Raw genomic sequence first — 22,866 nt, forward strand, 5'->3', positions numbered from 1 at the left:
TGCCCAGGTCAGCGACGGAGCCCGGGGGTCAGCCTCGGCCGTCACGGATGCCGGCCAGCCGCTGAAGCTGGCGGCCGATGCCCATGCCGACCAGCGGCGTCCGCGCGTGAGGCCAAACGACCCGGCAGGCTTCGGCGTACACGCGACCGGCGAGGACGGTGACGTCCTGCGCCTGATCGACGCCGAGCTCACCGGCCTGCTCGCGCAGCTTGTCGGGGCTGACGCTGCGGGCGTCGCCGATGCGGGTGTCGTACGGCTGGAGGACCCTCGAGGGAGGGACCAAGCCGTACCGGCCGGAGAGGATGAGGACGGTGCCGCCGCTGGTCGTGAGCTGGTCGGCCGCTGCCCGGCAGGCCAGGGGGTAGCTGCCGACATACAGCTCACCAGCCGGCGCCGGGTGCCCCAGCTTGCGGGCCGCCCACGGGGAAGCGCACGGGTTCGCAGATTCTGAGGCGCGCTCGCGCGGGAACCCACGCGTTTCGTCGTCTATAGGAGCTGACGCCGTTCGGGTTGCGCCGTGTTAGGAATGCCCTGCTGGGTGAGGTGTGATTCGAGGGGGAGCCAGGTGGCATCAGGTAACAGCAAGATCGTCAAGTTGGAACTGACTCCTCTCGGCAACCGTCCGCGAAGCTGCCCGCCTGAGGCGCAGGGAGCCTGGAACTACCTGGTTGGTGCTCATGCAAGCGTTTCGGGACTGTTCGACACCCTCCATATCCTCCGACTGAAGTCCGCGGAGGAAAGTGGCCCGCGAGGTCGACTGTCCCACGATCAGACCGATCAGCTGCGGGCAGCGCTCGTCTTCAGCTCCTCGGGACTGGACGCGTGTCTCCGCCGACTCCTGCGCGACGCGCTTCCCGTGCTCGTCAACGGCAACACGGACGCCGAGGGCAGGTTCAAGGCATTCGTGAACGAACAGCTGAACGGGGTAAAGACCCCGAAGCACATCAGAAGCGCTCTGATCGACCGAGACCCGAGAAGCCGGCTGATCGAGTCCTACGTTGACGCGTTGACCGGATCGAGCCTGCAACAGGTATCAGACCTGCGAAAAGTCAGGGACGCCCTGGGGATCGCCCCCACCGACATAACGGATACCGTGATCGCGAAGCTAGGACCGTTCTTCGCCGCCCGGAACGAGGTCGCCCACGAGCTGGACCTCGTCGACCCCAGCGGCAGGGGGATGACCACACGCCGGGGCCGCAAGATGGCTGACGTTAGAGATCAATGCGACGAGGTCCTCCTGCAGGTCCGGTCGTTCGTTCACTACTCGGCCAAGCTGATCCGACAGTGCTGACCACCATGTTCGCCACGCCGACCTGACCGTTGACGCACCGCCAGGGATGGCCGCGGCACCGCAAGCTTGCAAGTCTGAGAATCTTGGTAATAAAATCACAGCCATGCTCAGACCTGAGGACGCACGGTTAATCACGGAGGCCATCACGCCTCTCGCCGCACCGCTTCACGAGGCCTTGACGCAGGGCCGGTTGAACGCGGACGATCACTACGATCGACACCAGATGACAGGCCGGCGCTTCCTCAAGGGCCGCACAGATCTGACGCGAGACCACGCACTGGCCCACCTACTGAGACAGGACCTCGCCGGCTGGACCCCTTCCCGTCGAGGAAGCGGGCGTATCCATTTGTCGCGAAATGCGATGTCTATTCGCCTGCTCCACCGTTCACCGTTCGGTGATTCCGTGCCACCACCGGGAAAAAACCGAGCTCGCATAAACTTCTATCGAAACCCGGCGCCTGATCTCATCGGAGTAGAGGCGAGTCAACTCCTGGCGGTGTGGGACGTCGACGCGAAGGGTGAGGTAATCATCCGCGTCGTCCGCCCGACAAGGTCGTTCAAAGCTGGCGCGGTCTCAACGTCGGACTACGACTTGCTCCTGCCACGCAGCGCGGAGGATCTTTCCAACCTTGAGTTCATCTCAAGCGACGAAGAGATCGACCTGGGTTTCCTGTTCGAAGACGACGAAGCGCAAGAAGAAAGTAGAGAAAAAAGTGCTTGATACCGGTGCGCGACTGCGCACGCTTCGCATGCTTATGGGCTTGACCCAGAAGGAACTTGAGAGCATCGCCGGAGTGACGCAGTCGATGATCTCCGGGATCGAAAGGGGGGACAAGACTGCCAGTGAGGAGACTCTACTGGCAGTCGCACGCGCCACAGGCACTCCGTATAGCTTCTTCCTGGTGGACCCAGACGATCTCCCAACGGACACACTTCACTTCCGCAAGAAGGCCAGTGCGTCAGCCAAGGAGGTTGATCGAGTCAAAGCGACAGCGCGAGAGGCGTATCGCGTAGCCTCCCAACTCATCGTAGAGACGCGCATGCGGCGCCTCCCGCTGCCACGTGCGGAAGGTGAGATTGACGAAGCGACTATCGAAACGCTGGCAGCGGAGACCCGGGATGCTCTCGGCGTTGCCCGCGATGGCATCCTGAAGCACGTCATTCGGACCTGCGAACGCGCCGGGATCCCCGTCGTTCCCCTGGTGCTCGTTGACGGCACTGGCGAACAGGAGGACGTGGCCATCGGGCATTCCGGCGTCTCATGCTGGCGAGGGGTATCCGATCCGCAGCTGATCGCCTATTTCGGCTCGGATGCAGGAGATCGTCAACGCTTCACTGTCGCCCACGAGTTGGGTCACCTTGTGCTGCATCCGGCTCGTCGCACTATCTCGACAAAGCAAGCAGAGGCAGAAGCGCACAGGTTTGCTGGCGCCTTCCTCATCCCTGAAGAGCAAGCCCGTGAGGCCCTTAGCGGGAACTTCACTCTTCGGAACCTGGCTGTCCTGAAGTCCAACTGGGGCATTTCCATGCAGGCGTTGATCGAGAGGGCGTTTGGGCTAGGTCTCATTGACAGCACTCGTCGTTCCAGCCTCTACCGGCAGATGGCCACCAACCAGTGGAGGTCTCGGGAACCCGTTACCGTCCATCCGGAGCAACCGGCTCTCATGCGCATGATGATGAAGCGCCGATTCGGCGCATCGCCGTCGCTGCGTCACGCTGCAGAAGAGCTCGGTCTGCATCCCGTTCTTATGCGGTCGCTTACGCCCGAAATTTCCATGCGTTCTGACAGTCCGCATAGCGGTGAAGTGGTCAGTTTGCGTGATCGACGTCAGGACTTGCAGCGCGCTTAGAGTTTATCGCTGGACAAGCGACCGGACGCGGGTTTCAGAATCTGCCACGAGCACGCAGATCACTGGAGTCACGAGCAGATTCCATGAGTTGTTCGCAGATTCCTGAAGATCACCAAGAGGCCGCTAGGTAGGCCGTTGACCTGCTGAGATGCGCCGATGTTCGCAGCAGACCCCTCTCGGAACCCGCGCATACTCCAATGATGACGACGAGACGGGTGGCGCTCATGAACGCTGCCCCCTTTCAGTCGCGGCCGTCGAGAGCGGACAGCCTGCGCACCAGGCCCCAGCCTTCGAACCGGCGGTTGGATACGGCCGTCTCGTACGCCGGCCGCTTCTCGGGCCGCGTCTCGCCGTTGTCGTCCATGTATGCGGCGGTCTCGTCGTCGAACCGCTTGACCAGTTCGGTGGCTTCGTCGGCGAGGTCGTCGAGGCCGCGCCGCCGGTTGTGCTCGGGGCCCAGGTCGGTGCAGCTGAGTTCGTGGCGGCCCCGGGGCATGCCCTCGTACGACTCGTCGGCGACCACCATGCAGTCGGGCGTCTCCTCGGCCGCGATGTGCCAGGCGAGCGCTGCCGCCCACGCTTTCTCGGTCGAGCAGGCGTCGAGCACGTACCGGGTGGCGCTGCCGCTGCGGCCGGTGCAGTCGTGCCGCTCGGGCCCGATGACGGTCACGGTGAACGGCCGCTCCCTCTGGCTGTAGTCAGCGGGCAGGTTGCCGTAGAGGGGCTCGCCGCCGTAGCGCTCCGGCGTCTCCAGGTGCTTGCGGATCATGCTGGTCCTTCCGTGGGGAGGTGAGGTAAGGGTGCGTCCGGACGGTGTCCGGACGCTGTCCGCACGGCGGGCTCGCGCTAGCTGATGAGCGCGGCCTGAGCTGCGCGGACATCGTCCGGACGAGGCGTCCGGATGGTGTCCGCGCCGCCGCCCCTGGCGCGCAGGATGGTGGGGTTCAGCCGCCAGTCGTCCACCGTCCAGAGGTTCACCCAGGGCCGCCCGGAGTGGGACAGTCCGGTCGCGATCGGCCTCGGGAGCCAGGAGAGGACGTGGGACGCGCTGTAGGCGCCGTGGCACCAGATCCGGCCGGCGGCGTTGGCGTAGCGGATACCGATCAGCTCGGCGAGGTCGAGCCCTTCGAGGGAAAGGTCCCGCAACTCGTCGGCGAGGGTGCGCTGCGTCCACCTGGTCGACCAGCCGAGCCGCTCGGCGCAGGCCTCGCGGAGCTTGCGGATCTCGCGGGGGCTCAGCATCTCGTCCGCGTACCGGCGTTCGATCGCGTCGTCGAGCGCGCGGAAGAGGTGGCGGGGCGCGGCCTGCTGGCCGGTGTCGGGGAGGTAGGTGGCCGCGGTGGCGTATACGGCCCGGATGACGGTCTCGGTGGTGTGCATGGCTGCCTTTCCGGGTGGGTGAGGGGGCGTCCGGACGGTGGCCGCCGAGCTGGGCGGACACCGTCCGGACGCCGTCCGGATGGGGTGTCAGCGGGTGTTCTGGTCGGGGTGCTCGCCGCCGTGCGCCTCGATGAGCGTGTGGACGTCGGCCACGGGGACGTCGAAGTAGAGCCAGCCCTTGCCGCCGCTGTCGCCCGTGGGGTCCGCGATCTCCAGGCTGGCGCACTCCTCCCAGGTGCCGTCTGCGGGCACCTCCAGGCCGGGGAAGAGGTAGACCTCGTCGATGCGGAACGGGGAGGTGGGCACGGCCACGATGTTGATGCGGTGGCCGTCGGTCAGGCGGATCCGCCGGGGGGCGCCGTCCGTGCCGTTGCTGACGTACTGGGTGAGGAGGTTGGTGGCCATGCTGGCGCTCCGTTCCGTGGGGGTTGGTAGGTGGTGACATCCTCTTCATTGACCAAATTCATCCGGGATAACCTCGTTACGCAGGTGGATTTGGTCAATGAATCGGCAAGTATGCCCAGGTCAGCCGCCGTCGAGCGGGATGCCCGGACGGCGTCCGGGCGGTGCGGTCAGGGGGTCAGGTCGGCGACGAGCACCGTGGCGTTGTCCACGTAGCAGTGCTCGCTCTGCGGGAGGGCCGCGCGGGCGGTGTTCACCGCCAGGCGCACGAAGTCGCACACGAGGGTCGCCGGGGGCTCGTAGCCGAGTTCGACGACCAGGTCGTGCCCTGCGTCCTCGTGCGGCTCGTAGGCGCCGTCGGAGGCGAGGACGAGCCGGTCACCTTCCTGGAGCCGCCTCGTTACCGCCTCGATCGCCGGGTGGTCGTAGTAGGCCAGCCGCTTCTCGTCGGTGGCCGCGCTACCGAGGTAGGAGGTGATCTCGTGACGGTTGCCGCCCCTGGAGAACGCGGTCGGCGGGTAGACGCGGCGCTTGTTGTGGTCGTCGGTCAGCCGCCATGCGATGCCGCGCCGCAGGATGTAGGCGCGGGAGTCACCGGCCCACGCGATGGCGAGCGGCTTGCCGGGAGCGGTGACGGCGACGATGGCGGCGGCGCCCGGCATGTAGCGCCGCAGGTAGGGGTCCTGACGGTCCGGGTCGGCGGCGAACTCCCGGTAGAGGGAGCGCAGCGCGGTCTCGGCGTCGCCGGCGCGGGCGGCCCGCCCGGCGAGCCGTACGGCCGCCCGGCTGGTCCACTCGCGCACCTCCTGGGAGGTGCCGATGCCGTCCAGCAGCACGTAGGCCCGGGTGCCGTCGGGGGCGGTGCGCACGACGGCCGCGTCGCACTGCTCTCCACGGCCGCCGATGTTCTGGGCGATGGCGTAGTTACGCATGGGGTTCTGCTCCTTCTTCTGGGGTGGTGTGGGAGGGGGGCCGGGCGCCCGTCGGGGGCGCCCGGCCGGGGGTGGGTCAGTCGATGTTCTGGTCGGCGTGCTCGCCGCCGTGCGCCCGGATGAGGGTGAGGACGTCGGTCGCGGGGACGTCGCAGAAGAGGCGTCCCGCCATGGGCTGGTCGTCGGAGGTGAGCCACAGCTCCACGGGGTCCTCCAGTCCCCAGCCGCCGCTGTTGGGGGTCTGGATGGTGTCGGGCAGGTAGACCCCGACGGTCTCGGCGGAGGCCACGGCCGTGACGGTGATGATCTGGTCGCTGGCGAGCCGGATGGGGTAGTTGTAGCCGCCGGTGCCCTCGATGGCGATCCGGTTGAAGATGTCGGCGTTCACGCTGCTGCTCCTGTCCTGTGGGGGTGTGGGAGGTGGTGACACCTTCATTCATTGTCCGAACCTATCAGGGTAACCTCGTTACCCCGATAAATTTGGTCAAGAGGGCGCCAGGAAAGCCCCTGGTCAGACGGCGGCGACCGCGGCGGTGAAGGCGGTGCTGAGGGAGTCGAGGAAGTCGGCGGCGACCGCCGCGAGGTGGCTGAGCCGGCGGACATCGGCCCGCTCGGCGTTCTTGCATTGGACGGTGAGCCCGCACGAGCACCGCACGGTGGTGCGGTCGCTGGAGTCCACGCGCCCGTGCGCGGCCGCCACGAGGGCGAGGCGGGCCGGGAGGGTCAGGCGGAGACTGCCATCCTGCTCTGCGGCGAGGAGGCCCCGGCCGGCGAGCTGTCCGGCTCGGGCCGGCGGGATCTCGTACATGCCGGCCGCGATGGCGCGGGCGCCGTCGGTGCCGGTGAAGCGGGCGGCCTTCACCTCGTCGATCGTGTGGAGGTTGAGCCTGTCCGCGTCGGTGAGGTCGCCGGCCGGGACGGTCGGGGTGAAGGTGTGCACGAACAGCTTGGGCCGCCCGGAGGATGCCATGCGGTACCGGACGGCGGCCCCTCCGTCGCGCAGGGGCTGGATCGCGTATCCGCGCCTGTTGGCCCGGCGCAGGAGGAGCAGGGCGCGGGGCTCGCTGACGGTGCCGGTGCTGGTGCTGTCGGGACTCTCGACGGTCTCGGTGAACACGGTGGCGACTCCTTCGGGGGCGGGCCCGGCCCGGTCTGTGGCCGGGCCCTGTGTGGTGGTGTGCCGTACCTTCATCCTTGACCTATGCCACCCGGTTAACCTCGCTATACCGGCTTATTTGGTCAAGGATTCGGCAAGTGTGCGCAGGTCAGATGCGGGCGTGGCGGTCGCCGTGGGCGTCCAGCCAGCGGGCCAGGCGCAGCGCGGCCTCGGCGCACTCCTCGTCGAGGCCGAGCCCGGAGGGGGCGGTGAACACCGGGTCGGTGTGCTCGCCGTCGCTGTCGTACAGGTAGCCCGCCCAGGGCTCGTCGTGCTCGTCGGCGGGCCGCGTGGCGTGCTCGCCGGAGGAGATGAGGACGCGCGGGCTGGCGTGCGCCTTGGCCTCGTCGGTGGTGCAGTCGACGGCGACCAGGAGGTGGGTGACGCCGCGGTCCTGGGCGAGGAAGGCGGGGATGCCGAACTCGGCGAGCGCGGCGATGAGCTTGCCGCCCTCGTGGGTGCGGGCGCGGGCTGCGGCCCTGCGGGCGTAGCCGTGCAGGACGGTCAGGTGGTACGGCGTCTTGCCCCGGTTGTGGGGGAGGTCGTTGCTGGCGGCGACGGCGACGGCCAGGCGCTCGTGCTTGTAGTGGATCTCGGCGAGTGCGGCGAGCGCCCAGGTGACCCGCTCGTCGCTGGGGTCGTCGAGGTGCGGCCGGTACAGCACCGTGTTTCGCCACTTCTGGAGCTCGAAGTCGTCGCTGGCGAGCTTCTTACTGACGGCGCCCAGCGGCTTCATGCCCGGCATGCCGCCCAGGGCCGGGGCTGTGGCGTATCCGAGGACCTCGGGCGAGAGGTGGAAGTCGCGGGCGGTCATCAGGTCGCGGGCCCCCTGCAGAACCTCCAGCGTCTCGGCGGGCAGCCGGCGGCCGTCCTCGATCGGGTGGGTCGTCGCGGTGAGGGCCGCGAAGCGGAGGTCGGCGGCCAGGTGGTCGATGTACGAGGGCTCGGGGTGAACGGCCTTCCGCTCGACGATGTCGGCGAGGAGGCGCAGGCGGCGGGCGACGGCCTCGGTGGCGGTGGCCTCGGTGGCGGTGCTCTCGGTCATGACTGTCCCTTCGGTGGGTGGGTGGGGAGGGGGGTCAGATCCAGCGCCGGTAGGCGTGCTGGCGGCGGCCGAGGTAGGGCACGGCCGCGTCGGGGTGGTCGGTCTTGATGTGCGCGGCGGCCGCGTCCCGGGCGCCGTCGCGGGTGGTGGACCGGCTGGTGGCCGGGCAGTCGTAGTTGAAGCCGTCCTCACCAACCGCGGCGGTGATGACGTGGACCTCGCAGCGCCACAGCCAGCCGTGGCCGTAGCGGGCTCCCGGGGTGGGCGCCCAGCTCACAAGCGCGACCGGCGCGGGGGCGCCGTCGGCGTGGAGGAGGCTGTCGGTGCGGGCGCCGAGGTAGCGGTCGGGGTGCAGGATGGTCGGCCGGATGTCCTGCCAGGTCAGGTCGAGGTCCGGCCATTCGTCGGCCGGGACCGGGATGCGGTCGGGCACGAACTCGGTCTCGGCGGGCAGGTTCGGCCAGTCGGGCGCGACCAGGTGCAGGTGGTGCAGCAGGTCCATGCCGGGTGCGGTGGTGGTCATGACGGTCCCTTCTGTGGGTCGGTGGGCTATTCGGCGACGTCGCATCCGCAGAGGGTGCGGAAGCCGTCGTCGTCGATCTCGATCTGGTCGCCGCAGTCCTCGCAGCGGGTGATGCGTGTGGCCATGTGGGGCTCCTTTCAGCTGGCGAGGGCGAGGATGTGGACGGCGATGCGGTGGGCGCACATGTAGGTGGCCCGCAGGCCGGCGGGGCACGTGCACGCCGCCCGCGCCGTCCGGTACGCCTGCAGGCCGTCGCTGCTGACGGTCAGGTAGACGAGGTTCTTGCGGGTGTCGCGGAGAGGGATAACGCCGCCCTGCTCCAGCAGCTCGACGGCCTTGTCGACCAGGTACGGCTTGTACTGGGCGAGCTGCCCGGAGCGGCCCGCCCTGCGGACCTTGGCCCGGCACTTCGGACCCATGCCGTCGGGCGAGTAGTTGCGGAGCCGCCTGCCGCATTTCGTGCACCGGGTGTCCGGCGTGGCGTCCATGGCGACTCCTTGCTGGTGGGAGGTGGTGTGTCGTGCATTCATCGTTGACCAAATAGCTCGGAGTTATCCGCGTTATCCCGGTTGATTTGGTCAAGGTGGGGTCAAGAGAGGGCCCGCCCCTAGTCGCAGGCGGGGCCTTCGTCGACCGTCAGCCCTGGGCGGGCTCGCCCTCGGCGGGGCGGACGCACGCGTCGTGGCGGTCGCAGTTGCACTTCCCGCAGGCCGCGCACATCTGGCCGGCCTCCAGGCCGCAGGCGCCGCAGCCGCCCGCCTCCTCCAGCTCGGCGTCGTCGAGCGCACAGGCCAGGTCGAACAGCTGCGCCTTGAGGAACCGAGGGCGGGGGGTGCGGCACCGGCCGTCACAGCGCTCCGGGCCGCCGAGGAGCACGCTGTCCTCGCCCTGGTGCCCCTCACACTCGAAGGCGGCGGGGTCGGCGTCCGTGACCGTCACGGTGATGGCGTGGACCTTGAGCACGCCCTCACCCTTGATGTCGCAGGCGGAGCGGAGGGCGCCGACCTCGGCGATCATCGCGAGGTCGTCGGTGACGGGCTTGCCCTGCGCGCGGGCGACGCCCCAGACGATGTCTCGCAGCTCGCCGGGACCGTTGGCGGTGTAGGCGCGGTCGTCGATGGCGGGGTGCTCGATGGTGACCTGGTACATGGCGGTTGCCTCTCCTTCGGACGGGCGGGTCGGGGCGGGGCCGGTCAGCGGCGGCCGGCCGACGAGATTCCCAAGTCGCAGCACTCGCAGAAGACGGCGTCGCTGCTGTCGGTGAGGCACACCAGCTCGCGCCCGCAGTCGCAGACGCCGAGGGCGGGCAGCTCCGGCAGCGGCTGGGTGATCCGCACGGCCGGGACGGTGACGGTGGCCGCGATGGTGGGAACGCTCATCGGTTTCTCCCTGGGGTCTTGTGGTGGTTTGTCGTAGCTCATCCCTCCCCGGCCCACCTCTGTCCAACCTCGTTTGGACATCAAAGGCGCAGGTCACAGCGGGTTTTTCCTGACTTTTAATCTACGTCCCACGTTTATCCCGGACGTCTTGTGTAAGACTCGCGATATGGCGACCACCGACAGCCCGCCCTCAAGCCGCTACCAGCCCAGCGAGAACCTCCTGACGCGCCTCGCTGCGTGGGAGAAGGCCTTCCACGAGACGGAGCCGCAGGCCCGCGAGGCCCTGAACGCGGGCCTGGCGCTCGAGCTGACGGAGAACCGACAGCTGAGCCTGCCGACGCTCGCCGAGCATGTCCCCTGGACCGCCGAGATGCTCCGTCTCCTCATGCAGGGTCGGAACGTGCCGCCGCGCGAGCGGCACCGCAAGAGCGAGGGCGACCCGCCGGTCTACACGCCCAGCGAGCGGCTCCGCGACCTCCTCGCCGCCTGGCACCTGACCGTCGACGGCGAGAAAAAGGCCCGCGAGGAGCTGGAGAAGGCCATCGCCGACGACCTGAGGGCGAACCCGTCCCTGACGAATGCCGAGATGGCCGAGCACGTTCCGTGGGCCCAGGAACAGGTTCGGCTCATTGCCCGTGCACACGACGTGCCCCGCCTCCGCAGGCGAGGCGAGCACGTCGTCATCAAGGAGAAGGGCCGCCCGACGAGGGTCGTCGTCCCTTACGCCTGGTACATCCAGCAGCCGGGCGCCGATCCGGCCATCGTGGAGAAGTAGCCCACCTGACGGGAAAAGCCGGAAGGGCCGCGACGGGGGTGCGCGGCCCTTCCGGTGTTTCTGGGAGGAGGCGGTTACAGCATCTTCGAGACGAGCCCGGCGAGAACCATGACGGCGAAGATCGCGACGACCCTCCACTCGCCAGCCTGCGGCATTTGGCCGCCGCCGGTCAGGATCGCCTCGTTCCGCGGGTGCATTCCGTGATGCAGCTTGTCGCGGTGCTTCTGGCCGTACCGCTCGGCGCCATACCGAAGGACGAACGGGTCGGAAACAAGATTGCAGTTCCCGCATTCGTAGCGGTGCATCTGCGGCCCCCTGGACTGATCTACGCCTCCGCCGCAGAGTCTGCTCGCGGCGCGTCACGAGGGTAGCGCGCTGCGTGACCATCCGGGAAGGTGTGCCCACTTCGTCTCGGTATGGGTTGGTAGGTCCTGGTAGTAGGCCGCCTCTACCAGGTAGGTAGTAGCCGACCGGGGCCCCTCTCGGGGCGGGGGAGGGGCAACCCTGCGCCGCTCCCCTGCGTGGCCCCGGCGCCGGCCGGGACGGCGGCCCCGGGCGGGCCTATTCTCCGGCCGCCCGGGGGGTCGGGATCGAGGCTGATTCCTGGCCCGAATCCGGGGCCAGAAAGGGGGGTGCGCCGGGGGTGAGATCGGGCACCAATCGGATGGGCAATCGAGGGGGCCGTCCGAGGGTTTGAGTGAGGTCGTCGACGTGGACGCCGGGGACGTTCCTCTGCTTCCATTTCCAGCCCGCCACGGTCTCCTCCAGCACACGGAATTTCATCTGCTCACGGACTGTGATTCCGGCCTTTTCGAGCAGCTCGATCATGCCTTTCCGTTCCAGGCCCGGAAGGGCGCCCTTCGCCTGCAACTCGGCGAGCAGGTCATCGACACGGGCACCCCTTCCCTTCACGCCTTCGGTATGGCCTGCCGCGCCTGCGGCTACCTGCTGCTCGACGAATAGGAGGAGGTTCTCCTGTGCGGTAATCCAGCGGGCTTCTCTTGCTTCTTCGTCGCTTTCCGAGGCGTTTCCCTCGTCGTCCTCCGGCTCCTCTTCCTGGGGCTCCTCCCCCGCCGTTTCTTCATGATCGTTCTCGGTGGTGTCCTCGTCCTCGGGTGCCGGGGCGATGGCTGCTGCGGTCAGGCACCAGCCGACGATCAGCGCGAGGACGACCCATCCCCTGTAGGGGGCGAGGTAGCGCCACGCCACTCCCAGGACGCCGGTCGCGACGATGCACGCGCCGGCGACCGCGAAGGCGCCGAGGACGAGCCGCTCGATCATGTCGCCCAGCTCGTCACCCTTCTTCGCGGGCGGCGTCTTCCCCTCGTCGTCGGCGGCCTCGCCGCCCTTCGCAGTGCTGCTCTGGGTCTGCGACGCCTCCCGTACGCCCCGCCACACGGCCCCGGCGATCCGGCGGACCAGCAGCGGACTGCCGGCCACCACCGCCCCGACGAAGGCCTTCAGCGGCACCATCAGCTCCTCGCGTGCGGTAAGCCGCGCGCACTCCTCCTCGACCGCCGCAGGCTCGAGGCCGGGCTCAGGCTCGGGGCCAGGCTCGGGCTCGGGGGGCGGCGGCTTGGTCAGGTCGACGGCCATGTCAGCCTCCCGACATCTTCGCGACGATCGAGCGGATGAGGCTGACGGCGATACCGGGCAGCCCGCCGGCCTGTCCGGCGAGCACCGCGCCCATGAGGCCGAGGAGCGCGGGCCAGATCATGCGCTTCTTCCACGGCCACGCCCAGGCGATCAGCAGCATGAGAACTGCGGAGCCGCCGAGGCCCGGGTCACCCAGGCCGGTGTCGGTCGTCATGCTCTTGCCGACGTCGCCGAGGCCGTTGGCGAAGTCGGCCCACGTCCCACCGGCGGCGACCCACAGCGTGCCGGTGATGAACCCCCAGATGAGGGCCTGGTCCTTGTTCCGGATCTCGATGCGGTCGCTGCCCCGGAGGCCTGCGATGAGGCAGACACCAGACGCTGCCGCGAACCCGGTGACGGTGATCGGGCCGAGGAACTGCATGCCGTTGATGCCGGGGGCCGCGTGCGCGGCGGCGAGTACGACGGTGGCGTGCACGGGTGTGCCTTTCAGACGACGGGGCCGTTCGAGTACGGGAGGCAGGCGAGGAGGGCCGAGGAGAGGGGGACGCGGAACAGCCAGCGGTAGCCCCAGTGCCAGTGACGGATACGGCGGTCGATGAACCACCACAGGCAGCCGCAGATGCCGACCGTGGTGATGAGGAGGCTCACCGCCGACGGGCCCAGGCCCCATTCCTCGCCGTAAGCGTTCAGGTAGGCCACGGGGACCGGGGCGAGGCGGCGGCCGATCTCGGCGGTGCCCGCGGTGACGATCACCCGGAACAGCACCGTCTTCTCCTTGAAGACGGCGTGCACGACGGATGTCCCGCCGAACTTCCACGCGGTCCAGCCGCCAACTGCGGCGAGGACGAGCTCGAAGACGCCGACAGCGGCCTGCTCGGCGGCGGGCAGGTAGATGGCGATGGCGTCGACGAGGCCGAAGAACCAGCCGAGGCCCGCCGCGGTCCCGTTGAACGCCAGGATCCGCAGGCGCCGGTCACCGGCCGCCCCCTCCCCTGACTTTCGGACCGGAGTCCGCTTCGGGCCACCGGTGACCTTCTGCACCAGTCCACTGAGTACCGGAGCCGCCTTCACCGGCTCGGTCGGCCCAGGTTCCTGCTCCTTGGGCTCGGCGGGCTCGCCCTGGCCGCCCTTCTCGGCGACGTCGCCCGGCTCGTCCGCGTCGTCCGGGGCGGCGACGTCGCCCAGCTCGTCCGCGTCGCCCAGGTGCGGTTTGTCCGTCCGCCACCACTCGGGCAGCCGGTTGGCCGCGCGGGCCGGGGCGGCGGGCTCGTCCTCGCCGTCGTCGTCCGCCTCCGGGTCCTGCGGCTCCTGGCGGGCGGCCCGCTTGGCGCGCAGCCAGCCCGAGAAACCCTCATGGTCCGCGCCCTCCTCCAGCTCCTGGTCGACGTCGACGGGGGCCGAGGGCGCGGGCACGGTCGGCGGGTAGGGCGGCGGCGGTCCTGCAGCGGCGTACGGGCCCACGCCCATGAGCCGCAGCAGGTCCTGCCGCACCCGCTCCTCGCCGTCACGGTCGTCCGGGGCGGGCTGGTCGATGCCTGCGCCGCCCGGGATGGCCTGGAGGGTGCGCTCGTCGGGCCCGGCGGTCACGTGAGCACCCCCGCGAGCCAGTCACCAACGGTGGGGGCGAGCCGGATGACGGCCAGATGGACGCAGATCACAGCGATGCCGAGCACGGCCATGCGCCCGGCGATACGCCAGCCGCCACGCATGGACACGATGACGATCAGGCAGAGGCCGGCGAGGACGGCGAGCATGATCAGGGCAAGGTCGACCACGGGGTCACCTTCCGGTGTAGGGCGGCAGGAGTCGGGCCGCAATGTCGGGGAAGTTGGCGGGGCGCCGACGCGACAGGCGCTCGGCGTCGAGGCGGCGCAGCACAGCGCAGGCGCGGGTGGCCGGGACGATGCGGACGCCGTTCAGGCGGTACTCGCGGCCGTTGGCCAGGCGGCCGTCGACGATGGCGATCGGCACCGGCTGGACGCTGAGGAGACTGCGAACGGCGCGGGCTCCGCGGTGCAGGCCGTCGAGCCGGCCGGTGACGTCCTGGCTGCCGTGCCAGAGCCGGCCGCCGTCGACCTCGACCGTCCAGCGGGTGGACATCTTCTTCGGGTCGAGGACGTAGACGTGGCCGCGCGGACTGATGGCGAGGATGTCGATGTTCGTCGAGCCGGACGGCAGGCGGCGGTCGTACAGGAACACCCATCCCTCGTCGACGAGCTCGGCGAGGAGCCCGGCAACGTACTGCTCTCCCCTGCCCCCGGCCTCGTAGCGGTCGGCGAGGCGAGCGGCCCGGGTCTGGATGCCCAGCGCGGTCGCCAGGCGGACCAGCGGCGTGCGCAGTTCCTGCGCGCGAGCCAGCGCCGAAGCGCCGGGTGTGCCCGGCCTGGGTCGGCGGCCGGGCTGTCCCAGGCGGTTCCAGGCATAGATCGCAGCGCCGATGAGGGCCGCGGCCAGCAGGAGGGACATCAGGGGCTTCCTTGCACGAGGATCTGAACGAGGGAGACGACCAGGAGCAGGAGGGCGGCGAAGGCGAGACCGGCCACGACGTGACCGGCCCCGGCCTTCACCCAGCGGGGCCAGGCCACCGGGCGCCCCGGACAGTGCGGATCACGAGGCCCTCCGCTTCTTCATCTCCTTGCGGCGGTAGGTGGCGACGGTCTCGGCGAGCTTGGGCCGGTCACCGTGCACCTCACGGACACGGGCCACGAGGTCCTCGTCCGAGATTTCCTCGTCCTCGTCGAGGGCCTTGATGACGATCTGCCGGATCGACGGCACCATCGGCAAAACAGACGGCAGCGGCGGCTCCTGCTCGGCCTCCTCCGGGTCCTGTCCGGACGCGTCCGGACGCGGTCCGGACGTCGGCGCGGACGGTTCCACCGGAGGGACTGGAGGGACCGAAGGGACCGGCGCAGCCGATACGGGCGACGAAGCCGGGGCCGGAGGCGCGACCGGAGCGGCCGGAGCCGGGGCAGACTGCTGGACAGGCGCGGACGGCATCGCGGACATGTCCGGACGCCGTTCGGACGCATCCGGCAGCGCGCGAGCCAGGCCCTCCGCCGCAGCGAGGATGGCCTGAGCAGCCCGGTCCTCCTGGCCACCCACGGCACGCCGGTACGCCGCGTACCGGTTGAGCCTGCCGATCTTCCCGGCCAGGACCGCGCGGCCGGCCTCCCGCTCCTCCTGGTGGCGCACCCAAGTGGCCACGCCCCGAGGGAGCTCCACTTGGGAACGGCGCAGCAGCAGCGTGCAGAACCCCTTGGCCAGCAGATCCAGGCACGCGCCGGCCGCCCCGACCCAGGGCAGGCCACGGCTGTAGCCGTAGACGAACACAGCGCCCATGCCGAGGAGGAGCGCAACCCAGCCGCCCACCCGGGCAGCGATCACGCGGGTGGAGTCGATACGGCCGTCCAGCCACTCCAGGCCCATGCAGCCGAGCCAGGACCCGGTGAACACCACACCCAGCGCGTAGGCCACGCCGGGGTGCAGCAGCTCCGAGAACAGACCGCCGACACTGGCGCAGGTCCCCGCGAACGCGACAGCGACCAGGACGACGGCCCACACGAACAGGCCGCGCTCAACGAGCGTCTCCCAGTCCTTCGGGGGGATCGGCACGTCGACGAAGTAGGGCTCTTCGTGGGTCGACGGCACCCCGTCGATGACGGTGGTGACGGTCCGCCACCGTGTCTCTTGGCGGTAGCGCACGCCGGGCTCGCGCGGCTGCTGCTCGTGTGGGGTGTCGGTCATCGTTGTGCCCTTCGGGTTCGTGGGGTCGACAGGGGAATGGGCGGGCCGCCCCGGAGAAGTGGAGGGCGGCCCGCCCGGTCTGTCAGGTCACCTGCCGCGGATGTCCCGGCCGGCGTCCTTGCGGGTCTTGGCCGCCTCCTTGGCGACCTTCTTGCGGTGCCCCTTGCGGCGGGCAGCGGCGGCCGTATCGCTCGCGGACGGCTGGCCCTTGTAGTCCCGTTTGGCCAGGGCCACGTCGTCACCGGGCACGAGGGAGCGGAGGAACTTACCGGCGCCCATCAGCAGCCACCTCCCAACCGGTGGAAGCGGATGGCCTCCTCGCGGGCGGCCGAGATCGCCTCCTCCACCGGGATGCGGTCAATGCCGCAGCCCTGCCGTCCGGTCTTGGCCTCGATCGCCGTGTGGGCCTCGTCGTACAGGGCCGCACCCGGCTCACCGTCGCCCGGGTACGGCGCCCGCGCATCGCCCCAGAGAACCCGCCGCAGAGCCTGGTCCAGATTCAGCCTGGAGTTCCGCTCCATCGCGTTCGCGGCAGCGGCCAGCAGCCGGGCCACGCTCTTGAAGTCGACGCCGCTCACCAGGCACCCCCAAGCAGCCGGAGGAACCCGTCGAACCAGCTCCCGCAGCCCTTGCACACCAACTGCCCGCCCTCGCGGACCATCTGCTTTCCGCAACAGGTCACCGGGCACCCCCCGGGTTCCTGCCGGACGTGTTGCTGCCGTCGATCCGGGCGTTGTCCTGGACCCTGCGGACGTCGCCGCTCTGCCGCTTCTCGCGGTTGTCGGCGTACGCCTGACGCGCCCGCTCCTGCTCGCTCCGCGCACTCACCGGGCCACCTGCGCCCTCTGCTCGCGACGCGGAGCCGGCACACGGCCGTTCTCGTCGCTCTCACGCGGACCGGGCACCGGATGCCGGGGAATCACCCGACGGTTGTCATCGGCCGACCAGTCGTAACCCAGCGCCCCCGCAGCCTCCGCGACCTGCACCGCGAACTCCACACGGGTCACACCCGCCGGCACCTCACCGATGGCCTCCAGCGCCAAGCGCGAGATACGCACCCCGCCGCCCGTACCGCTCCGGCCACCGACGTCGTACACCTTCGCCCCCACCAGCACGGCAAAGCTCATGCCGCACAAGCGGGCGTCCGGGTCCACCGTCGCCAGGTGCCCCGCAGCCAACGCGAGAGCCTCAGCAGCCTTGGACCTGTGTTCGTCGGAGACGTCCCGGTTCACTCCGGGACGTCGATCACTACGATGTGCCATGCGTCAGCTCCATCTGACGTGGCCCCCGGTCGGCGTTTCTCAGGCCCCGACCGGGGGCCGACTTGTAGGCAGGACCGGGAACGTTGGCCCTACATAGCGGGACTGTACAGGGTCCCTGTACATTGGGGCAACGACGCTCCCGGGTGTTGAGGGGAGCCTTTGTGTCCGACCAGGGCGAACAGCCAGTCGTGGAGGAGGTGACGCAGTTGGTCGACGCCATCAAGGCCGCCGTTGCCCGGCTCGAAGAGCTGGACGACCCGGCGAGCCAGGCCGAGGGCGCCGGCTTGCTCTTGTCCAGTTGGTCAGACGAGCAGCCGGCCTTGAGGAAGCTGCGGCAGAACGCGGTGCGCCAGATGCGTGCGAACAAGGTGACGTACCGCGACATCGCAAAGCGGCTGAAAATTTCCGTCGCCCGCGTGCAGCAGATCGAGGCGGGCGAGACCGGTCGTAAGGGCCGGACCTCGGCCGCGAAACCCGACCCCCCGGCGAGCGAATAGGGAGGGCCGAGCGGCGAGCGAGGTCGCCCGGCCCTAGCACACAAGAGCAAGAAAGGCGCTGCGGTGAGCGTAGCGAACAGGTCCACAGAGGAACGGCCAGCCGCTGTCTACCGACTATGGGCGGCGGACGGCACGCTGCTCTACGTCGGGTCCGCGTACGACCCGGAGGAGCGCTGCAAGCGCCACCGTGACAAGCCGTGGTGGCCTTTGGTCGCTCGGCGCACGGATGACTGGCGCCCGTCTCGGGCCCACGCCTACCACGCCGAGATGGCGGCGATCGAGGATGAGGCGCCCGCCCACAACGTCATGGGGTCGGCGGCCTACCGGGAGGAGTGTCGGCGGCGAGCACGCGAGGACCCGATGCACCGGGCCCGCATCATGTCGGGCGCCGCCGCGGCGAACGGTGCGCCCCGGTACGTGGTCGACGCCATCCTGCGGGGCGAGGTGAAGTCGTACGGCCGCCGGACCGGGCCCGTCTACTTCGAGTGACGGCCGGGCGGTGTGGACGTCCGCCCGGCCGGGGCGGAGCGTAGCGGGTGCGTGGCGGCCCCCTCGCCGGATGGCGAGGGGGCTGTCGCGTTCCCTGGGTGGGCCCGTTCTGGTGGTCGAGCGCTTCCCCGTGGGGGTGGTCCGGCTTGGCGTGGCGACGGCGGGGAGGGCTACGTTCGGCTTCCGATCATTAACGGAGGGTGAAGCAGGATGCGCAGGATGGGGTTGCTGGTTGCGGGGCTGACGCTGGCGGCGGGGTCGCTGGTGGTGGCGTGCGACGGCGGAGGGGCCGCGGACAGTGGGAAGGGCTCGGCGGTGTCCGCGGGGAAGTCGGAGGCTGAGGCTCCGAAGGAGCGTCGGCCGGAGGATGACGTCGAGGTGACGCGGTGCGGGATGGACGGCACGGGGACGTTCCCGCAGGCTGAGTTGACGGTGACGAATCACAGCTCGAAGTCGTCGAATTACGTGATCAGCGTGGAGTTCGTCGATGGGTCGGGGACGCGGAAGGCTGAGGGGACGGCGGCGTTGAACAACCTGGCGTCGGGGCAGGCGGCGGAGGAGAAGGCCGTTGGTCTGTCGTCGGGTGTGCCGGCCGAGCTGAAGTGCAAGGTGACGAAGGTGACTCGGTACGCGTCCTGACCGCGTGTCCCGGGGAGGGGCGGCCCCCGCCGGTGGTGTTCCGGCGGGGGCCGCTGTGGCTCGGGAGGGGGGCTGTTTCGGGTAGTCGGCCGCTGGGACCTGCCCGTGTTTTACATTTGTTGTACGCTCGGTTTATGAGCATTGGATTCCGTCCTACACCAGAGGACAACGAGATAATCCAAGCCCACAAACGCCCTGATGAATCGACCTCTGATGTCCTGCGTCGTGCGTTGCGTGCTCTTGATCGGGACCGGTGGGAGCAGCAGGCCCGTGAGGACATGGAGCGGATCGCGGCGAGCGGTGAGGATCTGTCCGACGAGTCGGATGACTGGGGGTTCGACGAGGACGGCCAGCTCGAGGATCGCCGTGGCGAGGCCGAGTCTCGTCCGAGGGTTGTCACGTTCCGGGAGATGGAGGACTCTGGCGAGCACCGGCCGCACGGAGAGGGTCGTGTCTTTCAGGGGTCCAGCTTCCAGGGGCGCGAGGACGTTGAAACCTGGACGGTTCTGGACGCGTCTGTCGCTGTGGAGGGGCTGCCCCAGGACGTCCACCTGGTGAATATGAGCCACATGCCGGGCCATACCCGGGGTGATCTGTCCCGCATGGGGCCCTTGCTGGAGCAGAGGGGCCGGTCGGCGCGGGATGCGACGCGGGCCTCCGAGGTGCGGCCCAGTCGTCGCGATGCTGCTGTCACGAACACGTTCTTCACCTCGTCGGATGACGGCGCTGGCGTGTTCTACGAGTGCAAGTACGTCGGTGGCGTCGAGACGGGCGCGTTGAAGGGACTGTCTGTCGCGGCCGGGGCCGCTGTCCGTCGACTGGCCGAGGGGCGTCAGCCTTCTACGCCGCCCAAGCTGGCACGTCTGCGTGCTGCTGCTCGTCGGGCCAACAAGCGGTGATCCGGGGGGCGGTGTACCGCGTCGATCTCGGTGACGCGAAACGCGGTCATGAGCAGCGGGGGAAGCGGCTGGGTGTCTGTCTCAGCAGCGCTCCTGACGGCTGGTCGACGGCGGTGATTGCGCCGACGTCGACCAGTGCGCAGGGGGCGGTGTTCAGGCCGCGGCTGACTATCGCGGGCCGGTCCACGGTGGTCCTGGTCGACCAGATTCGCACGATCGATACGGCGTGGGTGTTCGGTGATCCAGTTGATCATCTGACGGGTACGGACATGGCCGAGGTGGATTACGCGCTGGGGAGGTTCCTCGGGCTCCGTGTGAACCTGGACTACTAGTTTCCGAAGGGTGCGGGTCGGTGTTCTGGCCGTGCGCCTGGTGAAGGGGGCGGCCCCCGCCGGAGGTGTTCCGGCGGGGGCCGTCTGCTGTTTGGTTTGTCGTGGGCTGGCTGGCGAGGTGGATCACCTCAGCCACCAGGCGGGTGCCTCCTTCACGATCAGGTTCATGAGCCAGGAGGGCCGGTGCGGGATGGGTGTGGCCCAACCGTCCGGGCCGGCCGGGGCGGTGACGAGGATGGCCGGGGCCTGGCCGGTGGTCCGCTGCCAGGTGATGGTGATCTCCTCGGCGGTCCGGCCGCTGTCGAGGTCGGCGGCCTGGTTGGGTGCGATGGAGAACCGTTTGCTGGTGGTTTCCAGTTCCTCGAGCAGTTTGATGGTCATCGGGTCGGTTCCTTCGTGTTGGCCGGGTTGTGCGGGGGGCTCGTGGCAGTCGAGGTAGCCGACTGCGTCGGTTGTGCTCACTGTGTTCCTTCCGTGGTGGGCCGGGCGTGGTCCCGGTGGTCGAGGGCTTCGCGGCAGTTCACGGTGCGGCAGCCTTCGCCGAGGTAGCAGCCGTGGACGCAACGGGCCCGGTTGTAGGTGGGGTTGGCGTCGCGGTTGGGGGCCTGCCGGGCGGGCCCGGTGGGCCGCTTGTGCCAGCCGGCCGGTTCGTCCTGGGTGGCCGGGTCCCAGTCGGCGACCGCCTTCGCGACGAGCTCGGGGTCGCGCGGGTAGCACCAGCCGTGTTCGTAGCGCCAATCACTGTCCGGGCCGTGGGGGACGGCGATCAGGCGGATGTTGAAGCCCTGCCAGATCCAGACGTAGCGGAACTCGTCGTCGCGGGCGAGCTCGAAGCCCTGCCAGCGTTCGTCGAGGATCGGTGCGGGGTGGTGCTGCATGAGTGGTCTCCTGTCGGGCGGGTTCCTGGGTGGGTGGGTCAGCGGCGGCGCGGCGGCCCGTACGGGGAGGCCCAGGCGGGCCGGTCCCTCCGTGTCCGGGCGGCCGGCTGGGGTGCGGTCTGCAGGGTGCGGACGAGTGCGGCTATCGCGGCTGCGGCGGCTTCGACGGCGGGCCGGAGGGCGTCCGTGAAGGCACGCAGCGTGGCGGTCGCTTCGCTCATGACTGCGGCGGCCTCGGCGGCGACGAGGTGGGTGTGCGGGCCGGTCTCCTTGCGTTGCTTCTGGGCGACGGCGGTGACGGCCTCCTCGACGGTCAGGCCGTGCCGTTGGATGAGGCGGCCGGTCAGCAGCAGTGCGGCGCGGGCTTGTTCGGGCGTCACCGGTGTGTGGCTCCTTCCAGGAGGGGCGGCCGGGAGTCCGGCTGCCGGGGTCAGGTGAGTGGTTCGCGCCAGCCGAACGGTGACTCGCCGTCGTCGGTGTCGACGTTCAGCTCGGCGGTCCGGCGCAGGGTGCAGGTGGCGCGGCCCGGGTCGGTGGTGAGCAGGTCGGTGCGCGGCAGGTCGCTGGTGAGGGCCAGGCAGCACGGCGTGAACGAACCGCCCGGGGGCGGGCACTCGTGGATGGTTCCGGCCGGGCCGCTCATGTGCTGTCCCGCCGGAACTTCGGGCACCAGCGGTCGTGTTCGGTGCCGACCGACGACCAGTAGCGGTCGCAGCCGCATCGCATGCTGCGGGCCGCCTGGCGGGCTTGGCGGGCGGCGTTGATGCGGGCGCACACGCCGGGCTTACGGACGGCCGGAGGCTGGTCCTGTGTGTCGTCGGGCCACACATGGCCGACTTCGCGCAGCAGGCCCGCCAGGCACAGGCCGGCGGTCGCGTACGCGGCGGCGGCGTGCCCCCAGCGGGCTTCGCCGATGAACTGGCCGCCCTTCGACACGCTGGCGAAGAGGGCCAGGCCGAAGATGACGACGAGGGTCTTGGCGGTGCGGGTCACCCGGCCCACCTCCGCCACCTGTGGAGTGCGCGCCGGCAGCCGATGGCGGTCAGGGTGCTGACGAGCGGCGCGGCGAGGATCGCCAGCGTCAGCGGGTTCATGAGCAGCTCCTTCATGCGGGCGACGTGGTGTGTGGGCCGCCGCGGTGGGCGCGGCTCGGAGTGCGGCCATCTCAGTGATCACGGTCCTTCGGCCGCAGGATGGCGTCGGCGAGGTCGACGGCGGCCTGCGCCAGCGAGGTGTCGACGAGGCCGTGTTCCTGGTGGACGGTCTCGAACGCCTCGTGGAGGACCGCGGTGACGGCGCGGCCGACGTCCGGGTCGACGGTGGCGATGTAGGAGGCGTCGGCCATGGACTGCGGGTCACCGGCCGGGCCGGTGGAGGCGACGCACACCGGCCGGCCGGCGGGCCCGGCGGCCACGAACTCCTCGCCGTAGCGGAGGCCGGGGTCGGTCCACTGGTTCTCGGGCCGGTACCTCCAGCTGCCGCCGGTGGCGCCGTTGACGAGGGCGAGCAGGGTCGACTCGGCGGTCTGCAGGCGAAGGTCCGCGCGCACCCGGGCGTCGGCGGCCGGGGCGGCGGCCACGATGACGCGGGGCTTGATGGTGCTGCCCGAGCAGGCCGCGCAGTAGTCGCAGCCGTTGACGTGCCGCCAGCCGTGCCCGGCGCCGATCACGCGGGCCTCGTCGACGGTGAGGCTGTCAGTGATCAGCGACGTCGCGCACGTCGAGAAACCGCGGGTCGTCTGGCAGTGGAGCACAATGCTGGCGCTCATGGGTCGCTCCTGCTTTGCTGGGAGGGCTG

Annotated in this window: 38 protein-coding genes; 9 read left to right on the forward strand and 29 right to left on the reverse strand. The window is 69.8% G+C overall.

Features of this window, described 5'->3' with window-relative positions; genetic code table 11:
• Nucleotides 1-28: 28 nt before the first annotated feature.
• Entirely contained in the window at nt 29-490 is a 462-nt protein-coding gene (locus ACVW19_RS01325) for a DUF6884 domain-containing protein (protein ID WP_457456047.1), read from the reverse strand.
• Between the two features lie 75 nt (nt 491-565).
• Between ACVW19_RS01325 and ACVW19_RS01330 the strand changes: the two genes are divergently transcribed.
• The 3 genes from ACVW19_RS01330 to ACVW19_RS01340 all read left to right on the forward strand — a co-directional run bounded on the left by ACVW19_RS01330 (nt 566) and on the right by ACVW19_RS01340 (nt 3,141).
• Complete coding sequence (locus tag ACVW19_RS01330) at nt 566-1,291, forward strand: hypothetical protein (RefSeq protein ID WP_457455746.1); 726 nt, start codon at nt 566-568, stop codon at nt 1,289-1,291.
• A gap of 103 nt (nt 1,292-1,394) precedes the next feature.
• A complete protein-coding gene (locus ACVW19_RS01335) occupies nt 1,395-2,012 on the forward strand; it encodes a hypothetical protein (protein WP_457455748.1) in 618 nt (205 codons plus the stop codon).
• Nucleotides 2,005-3,141, forward strand: a complete 1,137-nt coding sequence (locus ACVW19_RS01340; RefSeq protein WP_457456049.1) for a helix-turn-helix domain-containing protein — start codon at nt 2,005-2,007, stop codon at nt 3,139-3,141. The genes ACVW19_RS01335 and ACVW19_RS01340 overlap by 8 nt, the downstream gene beginning before the upstream one ends.
• A gap of 241 nt (nt 3,142-3,382) precedes the next feature.
• Here the strand turns inward: ACVW19_RS01340 and ACVW19_RS01345 are convergent, their stop codons facing one another.
• The 11 genes from ACVW19_RS01345 to ACVW19_RS01395 all read right to left on the reverse strand — a co-directional run bounded on the left by ACVW19_RS01345 (nt 3,383) and on the right by ACVW19_RS01395 (nt 9,958).
• Entirely contained in the window at nt 3,383-3,910 is a 528-nt protein-coding gene (locus tag ACVW19_RS01345) for a hypothetical protein (RefSeq protein ID WP_457455750.1), read from the reverse strand.
• Nucleotides 3,911-3,987: 77 nt separating this feature from the next.
• Nucleotides 3,988-4,521 carry a hypothetical protein gene (locus ACVW19_RS01350; protein ID WP_457455752.1) on the reverse strand — a complete coding sequence of 178 codons (534 nt, stop codon included), beginning with the start codon at nt 4,519-4,521 and terminating at the stop codon, nt 3,988-3,990.
• An 87-nt stretch (nt 4,522-4,608) separates the two neighbouring features.
• Complete coding sequence (locus ACVW19_RS01355; RefSeq protein ID WP_457455753.1) at nt 4,609-4,926, reverse strand: hypothetical protein; 318 nt, start codon at nt 4,924-4,926, stop codon at nt 4,609-4,611.
• Between the two features lie 167 nt (nt 4,927-5,093).
• Nucleotides 5,094-5,855, reverse strand: a complete 762-nt coding sequence (locus ACVW19_RS01360; RefSeq protein ID WP_457455755.1) for a mucin-2 — start codon at nt 5,853-5,855, stop codon at nt 5,094-5,096.
• Nucleotides 5,856-5,931: 76 nt separating this feature from the next.
• Nucleotides 5,932-6,243 (reverse strand): hypothetical protein, encoded by a 312-nt coding sequence (locus ACVW19_RS01365; protein ID WP_457455757.1) that lies wholly within the window; start codon nt 6,241-6,243, stop codon nt 5,932-5,934.
• Between the two features lie 123 nt (nt 6,244-6,366).
• Nucleotides 6,367-6,972, reverse strand: coding sequence for a hypothetical protein (locus ACVW19_RS01370; RefSeq protein ID WP_457455759.1), 606 nt, complete (start codon nt 6,970-6,972; stop codon nt 6,367-6,369).
• A 148-nt stretch (nt 6,973-7,120) separates the two neighbouring features.
• Entirely contained in the window at nt 7,121-8,056 is a 936-nt protein-coding gene (locus tag ACVW19_RS01375; protein WP_457455761.1) for a hypothetical protein, read from the reverse strand.
• Between the two features lie 34 nt (nt 8,057-8,090).
• Nucleotides 8,091-8,579, reverse strand: a complete 489-nt coding sequence (locus tag ACVW19_RS01380) for a hypothetical protein (RefSeq protein ID WP_457455763.1) — start codon at nt 8,577-8,579, stop codon at nt 8,091-8,093.
• A gap of 137 nt (nt 8,580-8,716) precedes the next feature.
• On the reverse strand, nt 8,717-9,067 hold the full coding sequence (locus tag ACVW19_RS01385; protein ID WP_457455765.1) for a hypothetical protein: 351 nt from the start codon (nt 9,065-9,067) through the stop codon (nt 8,717-8,719).
• A gap of 148 nt (nt 9,068-9,215) precedes the next feature.
• Nucleotides 9,216-9,728, reverse strand: coding sequence for a hypothetical protein (locus tag ACVW19_RS01390; RefSeq protein WP_457455767.1), 513 nt, complete (start codon nt 9,726-9,728; stop codon nt 9,216-9,218).
• Nucleotides 9,729-9,772: 44 nt separating this feature from the next.
• The gene (locus ACVW19_RS01395; RefSeq protein WP_457455769.1) at nt 9,773-9,958 is read right to left on the reverse strand and encodes a hypothetical protein; all 186 of its coding nucleotides are present in this window, start codon (nt 9,956-9,958) and stop codon (nt 9,773-9,775) included.
• A gap of 166 nt (nt 9,959-10,124) precedes the next feature.
• Between ACVW19_RS01395 and ACVW19_RS01400 the strand changes: the two genes are divergently transcribed.
• Entirely contained in the window at nt 10,125-10,733 is a 609-nt protein-coding gene (locus ACVW19_RS01400) for a hypothetical protein (protein WP_457455771.1), read from the forward strand.
• 74 nt (nt 10,734-10,807) lie between these two features.
• Here the strand turns inward: ACVW19_RS01400 and ACVW19_RS01405 are convergent, their stop codons facing one another.
• The 11 genes from ACVW19_RS01405 to ACVW19_RS01455 form a co-directional block, all read right to left on the reverse strand.
• On the reverse strand, nt 10,808-11,038 hold the full coding sequence (locus ACVW19_RS01405; protein ID WP_457455773.1) for a hypothetical protein: 231 nt from the start codon (nt 11,036-11,038) through the stop codon (nt 10,808-10,810).
• A gap of 256 nt (nt 11,039-11,294) precedes the next feature.
• Nucleotides 11,295-12,329: a hypothetical protein gene (locus ACVW19_RS01410; RefSeq protein WP_457455775.1), complete on the reverse strand. Its 1,035-nt coding sequence runs from the start codon at nt 12,327-12,329 to the stop codon at nt 11,295-11,297.
• Between the two features lies 1 nt (nt 12,330).
• The gene (locus ACVW19_RS01415; RefSeq protein ID WP_457455777.1) at nt 12,331-12,804 is read right to left on the reverse strand and encodes a hypothetical protein; all 474 of its coding nucleotides are present in this window, start codon (nt 12,802-12,804) and stop codon (nt 12,331-12,333) included.
• An 11-nt stretch (nt 12,805-12,815) separates the two neighbouring features.
• Nucleotides 12,816-13,916 carry a hypothetical protein gene (locus ACVW19_RS01420; protein ID WP_457455779.1) on the reverse strand — a complete coding sequence of 367 codons (1,101 nt, stop codon included), beginning with the start codon at nt 13,914-13,916 and terminating at the stop codon, nt 12,816-12,818.
• Entirely contained in the window at nt 13,913-14,104 is a 192-nt protein-coding gene (locus tag ACVW19_RS01425; protein WP_457455781.1) for a hypothetical protein, read from the reverse strand. The genes ACVW19_RS01420 and ACVW19_RS01425 overlap by 4 nt, the downstream gene beginning before the upstream one ends.
• Nucleotides 14,105-14,108: 4 nt before the next feature.
• Nucleotides 14,109-14,795, reverse strand: coding sequence for a nuclease-related domain-containing protein (locus tag ACVW19_RS01430; protein ID WP_457455783.1), 687 nt, complete (start codon nt 14,793-14,795; stop codon nt 14,109-14,111).
• 141 nt (nt 14,796-14,936) lie between these two features.
• On the reverse strand, nt 14,937-16,073 hold the full coding sequence (locus tag ACVW19_RS01435) for a hypothetical protein (RefSeq protein WP_457455785.1): 1,137 nt from the start codon (nt 16,071-16,073) through the stop codon (nt 14,937-14,939).
• A gap of 87 nt (nt 16,074-16,160) precedes the next feature.
• Nucleotides 16,161-16,352, reverse strand: a complete 192-nt coding sequence (locus ACVW19_RS01440) for a hypothetical protein (RefSeq protein WP_457455787.1) — start codon at nt 16,350-16,352, stop codon at nt 16,161-16,163.
• Entirely contained in the window at nt 16,352-16,651 is a 300-nt protein-coding gene (locus ACVW19_RS01445; RefSeq protein WP_457455789.1) for a hypothetical protein, read from the reverse strand. The genes ACVW19_RS01440 and ACVW19_RS01445 overlap by 1 nt, the downstream gene beginning before the upstream one ends.
• A 100-nt stretch (nt 16,652-16,751) precedes the next feature.
• Nucleotides 16,752-16,901: a hypothetical protein gene (locus ACVW19_RS01450; protein WP_457455790.1), complete on the reverse strand. Its 150-nt coding sequence runs from the start codon at nt 16,899-16,901 to the stop codon at nt 16,752-16,754.
• On the reverse strand, nt 16,898-17,251 hold the full coding sequence (locus tag ACVW19_RS01455; protein WP_457455792.1) for a hypothetical protein: 354 nt from the start codon (nt 17,249-17,251) through the stop codon (nt 16,898-16,900). Before ACVW19_RS01455 ends, ACVW19_RS01450 begins: the two co-directional genes overlap by 4 nt.
• A 245-nt stretch (nt 17,252-17,496) precedes the next feature.
• On the opposite strand from ACVW19_RS01455, the gene ACVW19_RS01460 reads away from it, so the two are divergent.
• From ACVW19_RS01460 to ACVW19_RS01480, 5 genes are all read left to right on the forward strand, one after another.
• Nucleotides 17,497-17,832: a hypothetical protein gene (locus ACVW19_RS01460; protein ID WP_457455794.1), complete on the forward strand. Its 336-nt coding sequence runs from the start codon at nt 17,497-17,499 to the stop codon at nt 17,830-17,832.
• A 63-nt stretch (nt 17,833-17,895) separates the two neighbouring features.
• Nucleotides 17,896-18,321 carry a hypothetical protein gene (locus tag ACVW19_RS01465; protein WP_457455796.1) on the forward strand — a complete coding sequence of 142 codons (426 nt, stop codon included), beginning with the start codon at nt 17,896-17,898 and terminating at the stop codon, nt 18,319-18,321.
• Nucleotides 18,322-18,531: 210 nt separating this feature from the next.
• Nucleotides 18,532-18,960: a hypothetical protein gene (locus tag ACVW19_RS01470; RefSeq protein WP_457455798.1), complete on the forward strand. Its 429-nt coding sequence runs from the start codon at nt 18,532-18,534 to the stop codon at nt 18,958-18,960.
• 134 nt (nt 18,961-19,094) lie between these two features.
• Nucleotides 19,095-19,859 (forward strand): hypothetical protein, encoded by a 765-nt coding sequence (locus ACVW19_RS01475; protein WP_457455800.1) that lies wholly within the window; start codon nt 19,095-19,097, stop codon nt 19,857-19,859.
• Between the two features lie 11 nt (nt 19,860-19,870).
• Nucleotides 19,871-20,191, forward strand: a complete 321-nt coding sequence (locus ACVW19_RS01480) for a type II toxin-antitoxin system PemK/MazF family toxin (RefSeq protein WP_457455802.1) — start codon at nt 19,871-19,873, stop codon at nt 20,189-20,191.
• Between the two features lie 123 nt (nt 20,192-20,314).
• On the opposite strand, the gene ACVW19_RS01485 is transcribed toward ACVW19_RS01480, so the two are convergent.
• The 6 genes from ACVW19_RS01485 to ACVW19_RS01510 form a co-directional block, all read right to left on the reverse strand.
• Entirely contained in the window at nt 20,315-20,572 is a 258-nt protein-coding gene (locus tag ACVW19_RS01485) for a hypothetical protein (RefSeq protein WP_457455804.1), read from the reverse strand.
• 77 nt (nt 20,573-20,649) lie between these two features.
• On the reverse strand, nt 20,650-21,069 hold the full coding sequence (locus ACVW19_RS01490; RefSeq protein WP_457455806.1) for a hypothetical protein: 420 nt from the start codon (nt 21,067-21,069) through the stop codon (nt 20,650-20,652).
• A gap of 38 nt (nt 21,070-21,107) precedes the next feature.
• The gene (locus ACVW19_RS01495) at nt 21,108-21,449 is read right to left on the reverse strand and encodes a hypothetical protein (protein ID WP_457455808.1); all 342 of its coding nucleotides are present in this window, start codon (nt 21,447-21,449) and stop codon (nt 21,108-21,110) included.
• Between the two features lie 50 nt (nt 21,450-21,499).
• The gene (locus ACVW19_RS01500) at nt 21,500-21,712 is read right to left on the reverse strand and encodes a hypothetical protein (protein ID WP_457455809.1); all 213 of its coding nucleotides are present in this window, start codon (nt 21,710-21,712) and stop codon (nt 21,500-21,502) included.
• Complete coding sequence (locus ACVW19_RS01505) at nt 21,709-22,062, reverse strand: hypothetical protein (RefSeq protein ID WP_457455810.1); 354 nt, start codon at nt 22,060-22,062, stop codon at nt 21,709-21,711. The genes ACVW19_RS01500 and ACVW19_RS01505 overlap by 4 nt, the downstream gene beginning before the upstream one ends.
• Before the next feature lie 172 nt (nt 22,063-22,234).
• Nucleotides 22,235-22,837 carry a hypothetical protein gene (locus ACVW19_RS01510; RefSeq protein ID WP_457455812.1) on the reverse strand — a complete coding sequence of 201 codons (603 nt, stop codon included), beginning with the start codon at nt 22,835-22,837 and terminating at the stop codon, nt 22,235-22,237.
• Nucleotides 22,838-22,866 lie beyond the last annotated feature (29 nt).

Source organism: Streptomyces sp. TE5632, from assembly GCF_054061295.1.

Excerpts from the sequence above, each read along its gene's own strand:
- ACVW19_RS01335 (WP_457455748.1), top strand. The coding sequence starts at position 1,395 with ATGCTCAGACCTGAGGACGCACGGTTAATCACGGAGGCCATCACGCCT.
- ACVW19_RS01345 (WP_457455750.1), bottom strand. The coding sequence starts at position 3,910 with ATGATCCGCAAGCACCTGGAGACGCCGGAGCGCTACGGCGGCGAGCCC.
- ACVW19_RS01350 (WP_457455752.1), bottom strand. The coding sequence starts at position 4,521 with ATGCACACCACCGAGACCGTCATCCGGGCCGTATACGCCACCGCGGCC.
- ACVW19_RS01355 (WP_457455753.1), bottom strand. The coding sequence starts at position 4,926 with ATGGCCACCAACCTCCTCACCCAGTACGTCAGCAACGGCACGGACGGC.
- ACVW19_RS01360 (WP_457455755.1), bottom strand. The coding sequence starts at position 5,855 with ATGCGTAACTACGCCATCGCCCAGAACATCGGCGGCCGTGGAGAGCAG.
- ACVW19_RS01375 (WP_457455761.1), bottom strand. The coding sequence starts at position 8,056 with ATGACCGAGAGCACCGCCACCGAGGCCACCGCCACCGAGGCCGTCGCC.
- ACVW19_RS01380 (WP_457455763.1), bottom strand. The coding sequence starts at position 8,579 with ATGACCACCACCGCACCCGGCATGGACCTGCTGCACCACCTGCACCTG.
- ACVW19_RS01385 (WP_457455765.1), bottom strand. The coding sequence starts at position 9,067 with ATGGACGCCACGCCGGACACCCGGTGCACGAAATGCGGCAGGCGGCTC.
- ACVW19_RS01390 (WP_457455767.1), bottom strand. The coding sequence starts at position 9,728 with ATGTACCAGGTCACCATCGAGCACCCCGCCATCGACGACCGCGCCTAC.
- ACVW19_RS01395 (WP_457455769.1), bottom strand. The coding sequence starts at position 9,958 with ATGAGCGTTCCCACCATCGCGGCCACCGTCACCGTCCCGGCCGTGCGG.
- ACVW19_RS01400 (WP_457455771.1), top strand. The coding sequence starts at position 10,125 with ATGGCGACCACCGACAGCCCGCCCTCAAGCCGCTACCAGCCCAGCGAG.
- ACVW19_RS01405 (WP_457455773.1), bottom strand. The coding sequence starts at position 11,038 with ATGCACCGCTACGAATGCGGGAACTGCAATCTTGTTTCCGACCCGTTC.
- ACVW19_RS01410 (WP_457455775.1), bottom strand. The coding sequence starts at position 12,329 with ATGGCCGTCGACCTGACCAAGCCGCCGCCCCCCGAGCCCGAGCCTGGC.
- ACVW19_RS01430 (WP_457455783.1), bottom strand. The coding sequence starts at position 14,795 with ATGTCCCTCCTGCTGGCCGCGGCCCTCATCGGCGCTGCGATCTATGCC.
- ACVW19_RS01435 (WP_457455785.1), bottom strand. The coding sequence starts at position 16,073 with ATGACCGACACCCCACACGAGCAGCAGCCGCGCGAGCCCGGCGTGCGC.
- ACVW19_RS01440 (WP_457455787.1), bottom strand. The coding sequence starts at position 16,352 with ATGGGCGCCGGTAAGTTCCTCCGCTCCCTCGTGCCCGGTGACGACGTG.
- ACVW19_RS01470 (WP_457455798.1), top strand. The coding sequence starts at position 18,532 with ATGCGCAGGATGGGGTTGCTGGTTGCGGGGCTGACGCTGGCGGCGGGG.
- ACVW19_RS01475 (WP_457455800.1), top strand. The coding sequence starts at position 19,095 with ATGAGCATTGGATTCCGTCCTACACCAGAGGACAACGAGATAATCCAA.
- ACVW19_RS01485 (WP_457455804.1), bottom strand. The coding sequence starts at position 20,572 with ATGACCATCAAACTGCTCGAGGAACTGGAAACCACCAGCAAACGGTTC.
- ACVW19_RS01490 (WP_457455806.1), bottom strand. The coding sequence starts at position 21,069 with ATGCAGCACCACCCCGCACCGATCCTCGACGAACGCTGGCAGGGCTTC.
- ACVW19_RS01500 (WP_457455809.1), bottom strand. The coding sequence starts at position 21,712 with ATGAGCGGCCCGGCCGGAACCATCCACGAGTGCCCGCCCCCGGGCGGT.
- ACVW19_RS01510 (WP_457455812.1), bottom strand. The coding sequence starts at position 22,837 with ATGAGCGCCAGCATTGTGCTCCACTGCCAGACGACCCGCGGTTTCTCG.